The organism is Chengkuizengella sp. SCS-71B, assembly GCF_040100845.1.
Taxonomy (GTDB): Bacteria; Bacillota; Bacilli; order Paenibacillales; family KCTC-33759; genus Chengkuizengella.
This window is the reverse complement of record NZ_JAZHSH010000001.1, coordinates 4,029,890-4,044,348: the sequence shown is the minus strand read 5'-3', so window position 1 is coordinate 4,044,348 and position 14,459 is coordinate 4,029,890. Positions and strand designations below refer to the sequence as shown.

The window sequence follows — 14,459 nt, the reverse complement described above, 5'->3', positions numbered from 1 at the left end:
ATGGGGCCATAGCTCAGCTGGGAGAGCGCCTGCTTTGCACGCAGGAGGTCAGCGGTTCGATCCCGCTTGGCTCCACCATAGAGGCAAAAACTTCAAGAAATGGTTTGAAAAAACGGTTGACTGAAGAAAAGCAGATGTGGTAAGATATTTTTTGTCGCAAAAAACACCACAAAGGTGGATCAAGCGACTGATGTTCCTTGAAAACTAGATAGCGAAAGCAAAGAAGCATTAATTAGCAAATGGAATTCTCAATTATGAGTGATCATATAAAACATCGAACTTAATGGTTAAGCTATTAAGAGCACACGGAGGATGCCTAGGCGCTAGGAGCCGAAGAAGGACGTGGCGAACAACGAAATGCCTCGGGGAGTCGTAAGCAGACCTCGATCCGGGGATGTCCGAATGGGGGAACCCACGTACTGTAATAGGTACGTACCCTAGACTGAATACATAGGTCTAGCGGAGGCAGACCAGGGGAACTGAAACATCTAAGTACCCTGAGGAAGAGAAAACAAAAGTGATTCCGTCAGTAGCGGCGAGCGAACGCGGATTAGCCCAAACCAACAGGCTTGCCTGTTGGGGTTGTGGGACACTCCACATGGAGTTACAAAGGAATGATTTAGGTGAAGCGTCTGGAAAGGCGAACCAAAGAGGGTAAAAGTCCTGTAACTAAAAAATCATTCTCTCCGGAGTGGATCCCGAGTAGTGCGGGGCACGTGAAACCCCGTATGAATCTGGCAGGACCATCTGCCAAGGCTAAATACTCCCTAGCGACCGATAGTGAAGCAGTACCGTGAGGGAAAGGTGAAAAGGACCCCGGGAGGGGAGTGAAATAGAACCTGAAACCGTGTGCTTACAAGAAGTCAGAGCCCGTTTAATGGGTGATGGCGTGCCTTTTGTAGAATGAACCGGCGAGTTACGTTAGCATGCAAGGTTAAAGTGAAGAGCTGGAGCCGCAGCGAAAGCGAGTCTGAATAGGGCGGTATGAGTATGTTGACGTAGACCCGAAACCGTGTGATCTACCCCTGTCCAGGGTGAAGGTGAGGTAACACTCACTGGAGGCCCGAACCCACTTATGTTGAAAAATGAGGGGATGAGGTGGGGGTAGCGGAGAAATTCCAATCGAACTCGGAAATAGCTGGTTCTCCCCGAAATAGCTTTAGGGCTAGCCTTGGGGGTGAGTCGTGGAGGTAGAGCACTGATTGGGTGCGGGGCCCGTCAAGGGTTACCAAGCTCAGTCAAACTCCGAATGCCATAGACTTTAAACCCCAGGAGTCAGACGGTGAGTGCTAAGATCCATCGTCAAAAGGGAAACAGCCCAGACCATCAGCTAAGGTCCCCAAGTGTGTGTTAAGTGGGAAAGGATGTGGAGTTGCACAGACAACCAGGATGTTGGCTTAGAAGCAGCCACCATTGAAAGAGTGCGTAATAGCTCACTGGTCGAGTGACTCTGCGCCGAAAATGTAACGGGGCTAAACACACCACCGAAGCTATGGCTTGATACAATGGTATCAGGGGTAGGGGAGCGTTGTGTATGGATTGAAGGTATACCGTAAGGAGTGCTGGACTGTACACAAGTGAGAATGCCGGTATAAGTAACGAAAAGACAAGTGAGAATCTTGTCCGCCGAAAGCCCAAGGTTTCCTGAGGAAGGCTCGTCCGCTCAGGGTAAGTCGGGACCTAAGGTGAGGCCGAAAGGCGTAATCGAAGGACAACAGGTTGAAATTCCTGTACCACCGTAAACCGTTATGAGCAATTGGGGTGACGCAGAAGGGAACAGTTGCAGACTGATGGATAAGTCTGTTCAAGCAGTAAGGCTGGTGTGTAGGCAAATCCGCACACTGATAAGGCTGAGCTGTGATGAGGAGGGAAAATTGTAGTACCGAAGAACTCGCACTCATGCTGCCAAGAAAAGCCTCTAGCCAGGTGAAGGTGCCCGTACCGCAAACCGACACAGGTAGGCGAGAAGAGAATTCTAAGGCGCGCGGAAGAACTCTCGTTAAGGAACTCGGCAAAATGACCCCGTAACTTCGGGAGAAGGGGTGCTCCGTTAGGGTGTATAGCCCGAGGGAGCCGCAGTGAAAAGGCCCAAGCGACTGTTTAGCAAAAACACAGGTCTGTGCGAAGCCGTAAGGCGAAGTATACGGGCTGACGCCTGCCCGGTGCTGGAAGGTTAAGGGGAATGGTTAGCCGTTTTAGGCGAAGCTATGAACCGAAGCCCCAGTAAACGGCGGCCGTAACTATAACGGTCCTAAGGTAGCGAAATTCCTTGTCAGGTAAATTCTGACCCGCACGAATGGCGTAACGATTTGGGCGCTGTCTCAACGAGAGATCCGGTGAAATTTTAATACCAGTGAAGATGCTGGTTACCCGCGACAAGACGGAAAGACCCCATGGAGCTTTACTACAACCTGATATTGAACTGGGGTACGATTTGTACAGGATAGGTGGGAGCCTTGGAAGCTGGTGCGCAAGCATCGGTGGAGGCGCCCTTGGGATACCACCCTGATCGTATTCGAGTTCTAACCTAGGCCCTTGAATCAGGGTCGGGGACCGTGTCAGGCGGGTAGTTTGACTGGGGCGGTCGCCTCCTAAAGCGTAACGGAGGCGCCCTAAGGTTCCCTCAGAATGGTTGGAAATCATTCGAAGAGTGCAAAGGCATAAGGGAGCTTGACTGCAAGACGTACAGGTCGAGCAGGGACGAAAGTCGGGCTTAGTGATCCGGTGGTACCGAATGGAAGGGCCATCGCTCAACGGATAAAAGCTACCCTGGGGATAACAGGCTTATCTCCCCCAAGAGTCCACATCGACGGGGAGGTTTGGCACCTCGATGTCGGCTCATCGCATCCTGGGGCTGAAGTAGGTCCCAAGGGTTGGGCTGTTCGCCCATTAAAGCGGTACGCGAGCTGGGTTCAGAACGTCGTGAGACAGTTCGGTCCCTATCTGTCGTGGGCGTAGGAAATTTGAGAGGAGCTGTCCTTAGTACGAGAGGACCGGGATGGACGTACCGCTGGTGTACCAGTTGTTTCGCCAGAAGCATAGCTGGGTAGCCAAGTACGGAAGGGATAAGCGCTGAAAGCATCTAAGCGTGAAGCCCCCCTCAAGATGAGATTTCCCAATTTAGTAAGACCCCTTGAAGACGACGAGGTTGATAGGTTCGGGGTGGAAGTGCAGCAATGCATGGAGCTGACGAATACTAATCGGTCGAGGGCTTATCCAAATACATTCAAAATAAAGATTCCAAGCTTATCTTTGTTTCGCATCTAGTTTTTAGGGAATATAAATAAATATCCTTAAATGTTTGGTGATGATGGCGGAGGGGTACCACGCGTTCCCATACCGAACACGACCGTTAAGCCCTCCAGCGCCGATGGTACTTGGACCGCAAGGTCCTGGGAGAGTAGGACGTTGCCAAGCTTTAATTCTCTATTTACTGTATGTAATGGTCCCTGATAGCTCAGTTGGTAGAGCACTCGGCTGTTAACCGAGTTGTCACAGGTTCGAGTCCTGTTCGGGGAGCCATATGCTCCCATAGCTCAGTAGGTAGAGTGCTTCCATGGTAAGGAAGAGGTCACCGGTTCGAATCCGGTTGGGAGCTTATCATATTAATGTGGCCCGTTGGTCAAGCGGTTAAGACACCGCCCTTTCACGGCGGTAACACGGGTTCGAATCCCGTACGGGTCACCATCTAAAGAAAATCATCAAGGGATAATGAATCCCAGGGTTCGTCGGAGCATAATCTTCATATGTGATTGCATCGTAGTCTCGTAATGAAATGAAGAGTATCCCGTACGGGTCACCATCTAAAGTAAAAGCATCAAGGGATAATGAATCCCAGGGTTCGTCGGAGCTTCCGTTCGGACAACAATATCTTTGCAGGGATCCTTGGCTTATTCCTTATACTCTATCAACAATATGGACGCTTAGCTCAGCTGGGAGAGCATCTGCCTTACAAGCAGAGGGTCGGCGGTTCGATCCCGTCAGCGTCCACCATCAATAGCTTGCCGTTGTAGCTCAACTGGTAGAGCAACTGACTTGTAATCAGTAGGTTGGGGGTTCAAGTCCTCTCGACGGCACTGTTACAACCCAAATTGATGGGGATTAGCCAAGCGGTAAGGCAACGGACTTTGACTCCGTCATGCACAGGTTCGAATCCTGTATCCCCAGCCATTATGAGAGCCATTAGCTCAGTCGGTAGAGCACCTGACTTTTAATCAGGGTGTCGAAGGTTCGAATCCTTCATGGCTCACCATTTTATTTATGCGCGTGTGGCGGAATTGGCAGACGCACTAGACTTAGGATCTAGCGTCTTACGACGTGGGGGTTCGACTCCCTTCACGCGCACCATTTGCGGACGTGGCTCAGTGGTAGAGCATCGCCTTGCCAAGGCGAGGGTCGCGAGTTCGAATCTCGTCGTCCGCTCCATACGCCCTTAGCTCAGCTGGATAGAGCGTTTGACTACGAATCAAAAGGTCGGGAGTTCGAATCTCTCAGGGCGTGCCATTTTGAAACATCATTGAAATACTAAACGCTAGAGATAATTTGAACGTTAGAGTTCGTCGGAGCATAAGCTTCGAAAGCAGAAACATCGCGGTCAGGAACTGTATCTCTCAGGGCGTGCCATTTCAACTATATTACATCGGGACGTAGCTCAGCTTGGTAGAGCACTTGGTTTGGGACCAAGGGGTCGCATGTTCAAATCGTGTCGTCCCGACCACTTTAAATTTAATATGCGGGTGTAGTTCAATGGTAGAACTCCAGCCTTCCAAGCTGGTCGCGTGGGTTCGATTCCCATCACCCGCTCCATCTTATTATAATGACCTATAGGGTCTTTTTTTTTAATATCATATTAATTTAGATTTTCAGATCTGAATTAATATAAATTGAATTATAGTAGTGCAATTTGTATACTCCCCTAACACAGTATATCACTAGTGAATATAGATGATTTGTTGAATTAAAATCTGAACCTTCCCATAATTGTATATTTATACAGGTATAAATGAATCTATAGTACATAATTATTAATTTCAATTAATGGAAATTCATTATTTTTGTTAAATTAGAGATTTTTGATCCTTTTTTTAGTATCATATATTTATATCATTTTAATGAGGATGAGGTGTGAGAGTTGGTTGAAACTACTGTAGATACGAATAAAACAGATCCGTTACGTAGAGATGTTCGTTTTTTAGGCAATATTCTAGGTGAGGTTTTGGTTCATCAGGGAGGTAAAGAATTACTTGATGTCGTAGAAGAAATCAGAGAAATGAGTAAATCTTTACGTGCTAATTTCATACAAGAGTTACTGGAAACTTTTAAAACTAAGATTGAGACATTAGAAAAGGATAAGCGTCATAATGTTATAAGGGCATTTGCAATTTATTTTCACCTTGTTAATATTGCAGAGCAAAATCATCGAGTTCGTAGAAAAAGAGAGTACGAACGGTCAACAGGTGATATTATTCAACCTGGTTCTATTGAAAGTATTATTATCGAATTTAAAGAATGTAATGTATCTAGTGATGATGTAATGGAAATTTTAAGTGGGGCAACATTAGAATTAGTGATGACGGCTCATCCAACGGAAGCAACAAGAAGAGCGGTTTTAGATATTCATCACAGAATTGCTGAAGAGATGATGGAATTAGATAATCCTACTTTAACTTATAAAGAGCGTGAATTATTAAAGGATAAACTTCATAATGAAGTATTAACTTTGTGGCAAACGGACGAACTTCGTGATCGTAAACCTACAGTCATAGATGAAGTTCGTAACGGACTCTATTATTTTGACGAAACATTATTCGATGTTTTACCTAATGTATATCAGGAGTTAGAGCATAGTTTAAAAAAATATTACCCAGAACAAGACTGGCATGTACCAACATTTTTACGATTTGGGTCTTGGATAGGCGGAGATCGTGATGGTAATCCTTCTGTAACAGCTAAAACAACATGGCAAACACTTGTCATGCAGAGACGTTTAGCATTGAAGAAATATAGGCAAATCCTAAAAGACCTTAAAGATCATCTAAGTTTCAGTACTAGTATAATAAAAGTATCTGATGAACTTTTAACATCAATTGAAGAAGATAGAATAAATGTTGAAGTCCCAATTGCTGATCAGTGGAGAAATATAAAGGAACCATATAGAATCAAACTTTCATATATGCTTCAAAAAATTAATAATACAGAGGCTTCTGTATCAAATGAAAAAGAAAGATACAATTCTCCTGAAGAGTTTGTAAATGATTTGAAATTGATTGATTGTAGTTTAAGAGGTCATTTTGCAGATTATGCAGCAAACAAATATGTCAAGAAGGTAATCAGGCAAGTTGAACTTTTCGGTTTTCATGTCGCTTCCTTGGATATTCGCCAGCATAGTAAGGAGCATGAATTTGCTATATCAGAAATTCTTTCAAAAACAGGGATTGAAGAAAACTACTCGGCATTGAATGAAGATGATAAGATTCATTTATTAACAGACTTATTAAATGATCCAAGACCATTAACGACAGTAAATCTAAATTATTCTGAAAGCACAAAGGAATGTTTAGATGTTTTCAAAACGATTTACAACGCCCAGAAAGAATTCGGTCAAGATTGCATTAAGAGTTACCTTATTAGTATGACACAGGGTGTTAGTGATCTATTGGAAGTTACGATATTAGCTAAAGAGTATGGATTACATCGTCTTGAACCAAATGGATTATCTATTCAACCAGTACCACTTTTTGAAACGATAGATGATCTTCATGCAGCATCACAAATTATAGATCGGCTGTTTAACATACCTATCTATAGGAAAAGTTTAAAGGAAGTAAATGATCTTCAAGAGATTATGCTGGGATATTCAGATAGCAATAAAGACGGTGGAGCCATTACAGCCAACTGGGAATTAAGAATTGCTATGAGGGATATTACAGAAACCGCAAGCAAGTACGGTATTAAATTAAAGTTTTTCCATGGCAGAGGTGGCGCTCTAGGTAGAGGTGGCATGCCTTTGAATCGCAGTATTTTAGCACAACCACCAGGTACTTTAGGTGGTGGGATCAAAATTACAGAACAAGGAGAAGTACTTTCTTCTCGTTATTCCTTAAAGGGCATAGCATACAGAAGCTTAGAACAAGCAACTTCTTCATTAATTAAAGCTGGTTTGTTATCTAAACGAAAACAGGAATTAAAAGATGATCCTAATTGGGAAGAAATTGTTCAGGGTATTTCAGAGTCAGCTCTAAAGAAATATCAAGATCTTATTTTCCGTGATCCAGATTTTGTAACCTTTTTTAAAGAATCTACACCATTAACCGAGTTTGGGGAATTAAATATAGGTTCTAGACCTTCTAAACGTAAAAATAGTGATAAATTTGAAGATTTAAGAGCGATTCCTTGGGTATTTTCTTGGACACAGAGTAGATATTTATTACCTGCATGGTATGCTGCAGGGACAGGATTACAATCCTATATAAAGGACAAAGAAGAGAATTTAAAAACACTTCAAAATATGTATGAGAATTGGTCATTTTTCAGATCCATGATAGATAATCTACAAATGGCTCTTGCTAAGTCAGATTTATTAATTGCAAAGCAGTATTCCAATATGATTAAAGATTCTACGATTAAAAATCGTATTTTCAAATCCATAGAGGATGAATATATTTTGACCAGTAAGCTTATCTTAGATATAACGAAACAAAAAGAGATTTTAGATAATGTTCCAGTTATTCAGGAATCTATTCGTTTAAGAAATCCATACGTAGATCCGTTAAGTTATTTGCAAGTGGAGCTTTTGTCTGAACTTAGAACATTACGTGAAGAAAATGATGATAACGCTGATTTATTACGTGAGGTTCTACTAACGATAAATGGAATTGCTGCTGGGCTTCGAAATACTGGATAAATGAACATTATTTATTTTCAACTATAAAACGAGTACAAAAGGCTAACAATATTTATCCGTATACAAAGTCGGAGGTCTTAATGGACTTTCCGGCTTTTTGTATCTTGGAGGTTATTAAATTGAAAGAAATGCATCGTTGGGTAGCTATTATTCTTGTGTTAGTTGGAGCTTCAAGTTATGGGATATTGTCGTCCATTATTAAACTTGCATATGAATCTGGATTAAATGAGCTTCAAATCACCACAGGGCAGTTATTTTTTGGTATGATGATATTATGGATTATTATTGGGTTTAGGAGAAGTGCGTGGCAGAATCCAATGAAGACTCCTTGGTTTAGATTAACCTTGTTAGGTTTTATTGGAATTTCACTTACTTCCATTTTTATCAATGCTTCTTTAAGGGACTTAGATGCATCTCTTTCCATTGTATTGTTGTTTCAGTTTATATGGATTTCAATCATTATTGAATCTGTATTACATAAAAGATTACCCTCGATGTATCAGATGCTAGCGGTTGTTGTAGTCATGTTTGGAACCATTTTAGCTGTAGGATTGTCCATTGAAGACCTTCAACAAATGAGCATCAGAGGGTTTATCTACGGGTTTTTATCTGCAATTACATATAGTTTATTTATAACGTTTACAGGGAGAGTTGCAACAAACATAGATTCTGTACTAAAATCAGCTATAATGATTACAGCGTCTCTTCCACCTAGTATCATTGTAATGATGATTTTATTTCCTAATCAGACATATATCCAAGGAGAGCTAAATACTTTTCTTTTTTGGGGATTATTTGCAGCTATTTTAGGTGTAGTGATTCCTACAATTAGTTTTAACTTAGGAATTCCTAAAATTGGTGGATCTTTGTCTGCGATGTTAGGAGCAATTGAGCTGCCAGCAGCAATTATTGTTGCTGTAATTGTATTACAAGAATCTGTACTACTCGTACAATGGTTAGGAGTACTTTTAATATTAATTGGAATTATAGTTGCTGAAAAGAAGTAGTTAAATTTTAATCAAGTTAGACCATAGCAAGAAATGTGCTGGGGGAATTGTAGTGGATAGTACCGAAATAAAAATTATTAAATTAGCTAAAAAAGGAAATCATCAAGCCTTTTCAGATTTAGTTGATTTATATAAAAACAAAATTTACCATCTTGGATACAGAATGTTAGGTAATAAACAAGAAGCGGAAGATATAACTCAAGAAACCTTCCTAAGAGTGTACAAAAGCATACATAAATATGATGCAAAGTACAAGTTTTCTACATGGATTTTTCGCATCGGTACAAACTTGTGTATTGATCGATTAAGGAAAAGAAAAAATGCTTTTTCATTAGATGCTGAAACTATAGAAGGTGAAGGGATAGACGGCTACGATATTCTTCCGAGCGAAGATGACTCACCAGATCAACAACTCATCATATCCGAAACACAGAGGCATGTTCGAGAAGCGATTGATAAATTACCAGAAAAGTATAAATCAGTTGTCGTGTTACGTTACTTGCATGACTTATCTCTTCAGGAGGTCGGTGATATATTAAATATGCCTGTAACTACGGTCAAAACTAGAGTCCATAGGGGTAGAGAGTATCTTCGGAAAAAATTAGAGCATGGAAACTTAATGTAGAATGTAGTTCAAGTTATAAGTAATCATAATTTATTATTTTTTTGAAACCGATTCTTTTATCAAACGTATGGTAAGAATGAACGAACGAGTTTGAATTCTGAAAGGTGTGGGCAAAGTGAATTGTAAACAAGTAAATTCTTTATTGCATGAATACTTGGACGGAGATCTTACTGGTGTAAAACTTCATCAGCTAAGCCATCACCTAGACACATGTTCAAATTGTAAAGAGAATTTAATGCAATTAGAAAAAACCGAGGCATTAACTAGGTCTCTCCCAAAAAGCCCAGTTCCTGATGATTTAACTGACAAGATTATGGATGTCATTCCAATGAAAAGCGAAAACAGATGGATGAGGTGGGCTAAACAGTATCCTGCAATGGCTGCTGCAGCCGTTTTTGTTATTATTATGATGGGTAGTTTGTTCGCAATGAATGAACCAGAATCAAATCTTATTGTTTCAGGAAGCGGTATGGAATATGTAGTGATCAAAGATAATCAAGTCATTGTACCGGAAGGACAGACCGTAAATGGGGATCTTGTTGTTGAAAATGGAGAAATTATAGTGGAAGGAACAGTGAATGGCAAGGTAACATTAATTGACAGTAAAATAAATCTACTAGCTTCAGCTGAAAAAGTTGCCGGAGGAGTCACTCATATTGATCAAACATTAGATTGGATTTGGTATAAAATTAGTGGTTTTTTCGACATTTTTAAAAGTGAATAAAATTAATTTGTTTGAAATAAACCTTCCCAAAATATGGGTTGGTTTTTTTGTACAAATTGATGAGTAATTCATTTTGTAGGTGAGAATACCTATCTTATAAGCGATTTATTTTTTTCACTGGTAAAAGTTCTAGAGTTGTACATTTTATGGTATGATCTATATTAGAAAAAGAAATGTAATTTTAACAAATTTTTAATAAAAAAATGAAGGTTTTTTTGAAGTTGGATACTAGGAGAGCTAAAAAATGGGATTTTTCACCGACATCACCTTTATGGATATAATAGATATTTTAATCGTAAGTTATGTGATATATAAATTAATAATGATTATTCGAGGAACTCGTGCTGTACAACTGCTTCAAGGTATAGTAGTTGTCATTGTGGCATGGGCTCTTAGTATATTGTTGGGTCTTAATACGTTACAGTGGTTGATGGAGCAAGCGTTTAACTATGGGCTTTTAGCCGTTATTATTATATTTCAACCTGAACTCAGAAGGGCATTAGAACAATTAGGACGGGGTAAAATATTTACCAGAACTGTATCACAAGAAGAAAAAGAAGTGAATGATCGTATCAGTGAAGTGATTAAATCGATTAATTATTTATCTAAGCGAAAAATAGGTGCTCTCATTGTATTTGAAAAAGAAACGGGATTAAATGAATACATAGAATCTGGAATCCAACTCAAATCAAAAATAAGTGCTGAGTTATTAATTAATATCTTCACTCCGAATACTCCCTTACATGATGGCGCTGTAGTGATAAAAAATGGTGAAATACGAGCAGCGGGATGTTACCTCCCTTTATCTGAAAATCCTTTTATTAGTAAGGAGTTAGGTACACGTCATCGAGCTGCCATAGGTATGAGTGAAGTATCTGATGCTTTGTGTATTGTTGTTTCAGAAGAAACAGGCGCTATTTCCATGGCCATGAATGGACAAGTAGTTAGGGATGTGAAAGATGAATCGCTCATATCCAAAATATTTGAAGAGCTAAAACCAAGTGTCAAAAATAAAGACAAAACTTCATTTTGGAAACGAAAGAGGTAATCAAAATGGATAAATGGTTAGGGAATATAACAGTTGTAAGAATTGCGGCAGTGATTTTCGGTATATTGCTATGGGCTTTTGTTCAGTTAGATCAACAAGTTGCAACTCCTCCACCTACAGTTATTGATACAATAAATACTGAACAGAGTAGAGGAATAGATGATTTTCCAATTACCATTTTAAATCTAGGTGAGGATTTACATATTCAAGAAAAATATTATAGCTCTGTTAATGTGGTTTTAAAAGGAAAAGAAACAGATATTAAACCGGTAAGTAAAGAAAATGAAAAATATAAAATAGCGGTAGATTTATCCAATAAAGGAGCGGGAAGACATCATATTAGGTTAGATTCTATTGGCTTTCCTGATGATGTAGAAGTTGAACTATATCCACCAACTGTTACAGTCGTCATTGAAGAGATCATCACAACTTCATTACCAATTGAAATTAATGTAAAAGGAGATCCAGGAGAAGGATACGAAGCAAGAAAACCAATTTTATCTACAGAAGAAGTTTCCATCACAGCACCAAGCAGTGTAATAGAACAAATTTCCAGCGTTCAATCTTCCGTTGATGTAACGAATGTACATGAGGATATAGTGACTGAACTGTCGCTGGCAGCATATGATAAGAATAGTAAGCAAGTAGAAGTAGGGATAAATCCTTCAAAAGTGAAAGTGGAAATACCTATCATAAGCCCATCAAAAACATTAGATTTAAGAGTGAATTTGAGAGGTGAAACACCAAAAGGGTATAGTGTAGTATCCTTTAAACAGAGTATAGATGAAGTTACACTTTATGGATCAGAAGATGTATTAAAAGATTACAATGTTTACGATGACATTGAAATTGATTTAAGTAATTTGACGAGCGACAGAGTATCTTCTCATATCTTAACGGTACCTGATGGTATTAAAAAGATTGAACCTCAAAAAGTTGAGGTAGAGATTATTATTGTACCTTCTGAAACCAAAACATTTGCTAATTTTCCTATTACACTTATTGGGTTAAACAGCAACGAATATGAAATTGCTTTTAGTGAACCAACAGATGGTTTATTAGATTTGATAGTTGATGGAGCACCATCTATTTTAGAAAATCTTAGTGAAAATAACATAGATGCCACAGTTGATATTAGTGGACTTTCCCCAGGAAGTTATGAACGCAGCATTCAATTAACACTTCCTAATTTTGTGAAATATGGAGGGGATTCTCCTTTAAAAGTGTTTTTAGAAATAAAACCAATTCCAGAAGAGGTAATAGATACAGAACCTGAAACAAATGAAGAAGGAGAAACGGACATAATTGATGAAACGGAAACTCAAAGAAGTGAAACTATTGAAGGTGGAATACGATCGGAAAATGATGAAGGCTTGAATCTTCCGATTTCCGAAAATTCATCTTCTGAAGAAGAACTGTTAAATGAGAAAATTAATCAATAATAACAAACATATACGAATAGGAGCAAGATAACATGGGGAAATATTTTGGAACTGATGGTGTACGTGGCATTGCTAATCAAGAGCTTACCCCTGAATTAGCATATAAAATTGGTCGTTGTGGGGGGTACGTATTAGCTGGGAAGGTTGAAAAACCCACAGTAATCATTGGTTTAGATACAAGGATTTCAGGTCCAATGTTAGAAGCAGCCCTAGTGGCAGGTTTATTATCTATTGGAGCAAATGTCATTAGATTGGGCATTGTTTCAACACCATGCGTAGCCTATTTAACTCGTGAATTAGGTGCAGATGCAGGTGTAATGATCTCCGCTTCACATAATCCAGTAGCTGATAATGGAATTAAGTTTTTTGGGCAGGATGGATTTAAGTTGTTTGATGAAACAGAATTAGAAATAGAACGTCTAATGGATGCAGAGGTAGATGATTTACCAAGACCAATTGGAGACCATATAGGAACTGTAACAGATCAACCTCAAGCAAAGGATTTATATATAGAATATTTAAAAACAACAGTCGAAGCTGATTTTATGGGTTTGAAAATAGTGTTAGATTGTGCCAATGGAGCAGCTTATGAAATCGCTCCAAAAGTATTTGAAGAATTAGGTGCAGAAGTGATCTCAATAGGTATTGAGCCAACGGGTTTAAACATTAATGAAAATTGTGGTTCAACTCATCCAGAAAAATTGCAATCTGAAGTTGTCCGTTTAGGTGCGGATTTGGGATTATCCTTTGATGGTGATGCAGATCGATTAATTGCAGTTGATAATACTGGATCATTAATTGATGGGGACTACATATTATGTATTTGTGGGGATGCAATGAATCAATCTGGAAAGTTAAATCAAAGCAAAATTGTATCCACAGTCATGAGTAATATTGGATTTTACAAAGCGATTGAATCATTAGGTATGCAATCTTCCAAAACAGCAGTGGGAGACCGTTATGTGATGGAAGAGATGAGGAAACATGGATATAATCTAGGTGGTGAACAATCAGGACATGTTATTTTCCTAGACCATAGTACAACAGGTGATGGTATTCTTTCTGGCATTCAACTCGTAAGCACGATTCAGCATTCAGGAAAAAAATTAAGTGAGTTGAAGCAATTGATGACTAAATATCCACAAGTATTGATTAATGTGAGGGTTCAGGATAAAGAAGGATTACATGGTAATGCAGCAATAGAAGAAACCATTCATGGAATAGAAATAGAACTAGGTGATAATGGGAGAGTTTTAGTGCGCCCTTCCGGAACAGAAGCTTTAATACGTGTTATGGTTGAAGGACCAGATGAAGAACAAATTCGAAGTTATGCTGAAAAAATAGTAAATAAAATTAAAGATGAACTATAATTCTCTTAAACTCATTAACATTGGAAAATAATCACTACATTTCTTATTTTAAAAAAGGGTTCACATTTAATGTGAAATACAATAATATAGTTGTATACTCTAAAAAAGAAAGGTGGAACGGGGTTACTTGTTTTAAAGCGCCAGAACTTGATAACTTTATAAAGTGCTTCTTCATAATCATAACTTACATAAGGTTATAAGTTGACGAGGTGGAAGGTGTTCGAAGCATTCGGCGGGGACCTCCCGGTATATTTCATCCATACCGTAAAATTGGAAAGTAAATGAATTGGGTGACCAATTTGACAAGCTTCCAATTAGGATGACTCATAATTGAATATAA

7 protein-coding genes, 13 tRNA genes and 2 rRNA genes are annotated in these 14,459 nt (G+C 39.3%); all 22 read left to right on the top strand.

Annotated features, from left to right (window positions below; all coding sequences use genetic code 11):
- The first annotated feature begins 2 nt into the window (after positions 1-2).
- The 22 genes from VQL36_RS19720 (at position 3) to glmM (ending at position 14,119) form a co-directional block, all read left to right on the top strand.
- Positions 3-78, top strand: a tRNA-Ala gene (locus tag VQL36_RS19720).
- Positions 79-285: 207 nt separating this feature from the next.
- Positions 286-3,220 (top strand): 23S ribosomal RNA (locus VQL36_RS19715).
- Between the two features lie 80 nt (positions 3,221-3,300).
- Positions 3,301-3,417 (top strand): 5S ribosomal RNA (rrf, locus tag VQL36_RS19710).
- Positions 3,418-3,446: 29 nt separating this feature from the next.
- Positions 3,447-3,522 (top strand) — tRNA-Asn (locus VQL36_RS19705).
- 3 nt (positions 3,523-3,525) lie between these two features.
- A tRNA-Thr gene (locus VQL36_RS19700) sits at positions 3,526-3,598 on the top strand.
- Positions 3,599-3,612: 14 nt separating this feature from the next.
- Positions 3,613-3,687 (top strand) — tRNA-Glu (locus tag VQL36_RS19695).
- Positions 3,688-3,917: 230 nt separating this feature from the next.
- Positions 3,918-3,993: transfer RNA gene (locus tag VQL36_RS19690), tRNA-Val, on the top strand.
- A gap of 10 nt (positions 3,994-4,003) precedes the next feature.
- Positions 4,004-4,076, top strand: a tRNA-Thr gene (locus VQL36_RS19685).
- Between the two features lie 19 nt (positions 4,077-4,095).
- Positions 4,096-4,170: transfer RNA gene (locus VQL36_RS19680), tRNA-Gln, on the top strand.
- Positions 4,171-4,176: 6 nt separating this feature from the next.
- Positions 4,177-4,252 (top strand) — tRNA-Lys (locus VQL36_RS19675).
- Between the two features lie 10 nt (positions 4,253-4,262).
- A tRNA-Leu gene (locus VQL36_RS19670) sits at positions 4,263-4,347 on the top strand.
- 3 nt (positions 4,348-4,350) lie between these two features.
- Positions 4,351-4,425 (top strand) — tRNA-Gly (locus tag VQL36_RS19665).
- A gap of 1 nt (position 4,426) precedes the next feature.
- Positions 4,427-4,503 (top strand) — tRNA-Arg (locus VQL36_RS19660).
- 137 nt (positions 4,504-4,640) lie between these two features.
- Positions 4,641-4,717: transfer RNA gene (locus VQL36_RS19655), tRNA-Pro, on the top strand.
- A 15-nt stretch (positions 4,718-4,732) separates the two neighbouring features.
- Positions 4,733-4,806: transfer RNA gene (locus VQL36_RS19650), tRNA-Gly, on the top strand.
- A 325-nt stretch (positions 4,807-5,131) separates the two neighbouring features.
- Positions 5,132-7,903 (top strand): phosphoenolpyruvate carboxylase, encoded by a 2,772-nt coding sequence (ppc, locus tag VQL36_RS19645; protein WP_349250928.1) that lies wholly within the window; start codon positions 5,132-5,134, stop codon positions 7,901-7,903.
- 128 nt (positions 7,904-8,031) lie between these two features.
- Entirely contained in the window at positions 8,032-8,910 is an 879-nt protein-coding gene (locus VQL36_RS19640; protein WP_349251228.1) for a DMT family transporter, read from the top strand.
- Positions 8,911-8,962: 52 nt separating this feature from the next.
- Positions 8,963-9,535 (top strand): RNA polymerase sigma factor SigW, encoded by a 573-nt coding sequence (gene sigW / locus VQL36_RS19635; protein ID WP_349250927.1) that lies wholly within the window; start codon positions 8,963-8,965, stop codon positions 9,533-9,535.
- A 115-nt stretch (positions 9,536-9,650) separates the two neighbouring features.
- Positions 9,651-10,259, top strand: a complete 609-nt coding sequence (locus tag VQL36_RS19630) for a zf-HC2 domain-containing protein (RefSeq protein ID WP_349250926.1) — start codon at positions 9,651-9,653, stop codon at positions 10,257-10,259.
- Positions 10,260-10,503: 244 nt separating this feature from the next.
- Positions 10,504-11,307, top strand: coding sequence for a diadenylate cyclase CdaA (gene cdaA / locus VQL36_RS19625; RefSeq protein ID WP_349250925.1), 804 nt, complete (start codon positions 10,504-10,506; stop codon positions 11,305-11,307).
- 5 nt (positions 11,308-11,312) lie between these two features.
- Positions 11,313-12,749 carry a YbbR-like domain-containing protein gene (locus tag VQL36_RS19620; RefSeq protein WP_349250924.1) on the top strand — a complete coding sequence of 479 codons (1,437 nt, stop codon included), beginning with the start codon at positions 11,313-11,315 and terminating at the stop codon, positions 12,747-12,749.
- A gap of 32 nt (positions 12,750-12,781) precedes the next feature.
- Positions 12,782-14,119 (top strand): phosphoglucosamine mutase, encoded by a 1,338-nt coding sequence (gene glmM, locus VQL36_RS19615; protein ID WP_349250923.1) that lies wholly within the window; start codon positions 12,782-12,784, stop codon positions 14,117-14,119.
- The last annotated feature ends 340 nt before the right edge of the window (positions 14,120-14,459 follow it).

Coding starts and splice junctions, on each gene's coding strand:
- cdaA (WP_349250925.1), top strand. CDS start 10,504: ATGGGATTTTTCACCGACATCACCTTTATGGATATAATAGATATTTTA.
- glmM (WP_349250923.1), top strand. CDS start 12,782: ATGGGGAAATATTTTGGAACTGATGGTGTACGTGGCATTGCTAATCAA.
- VQL36_RS19620 (WP_349250924.1), top strand. CDS start 11,313: ATGGATAAATGGTTAGGGAATATAACAGTTGTAAGAATTGCGGCAGTG.
- VQL36_RS19640 (WP_349251228.1), top strand. CDS start 8,032: ATGCATCGTTGGGTAGCTATTATTCTTGTGTTAGTTGGAGCTTCAAGT.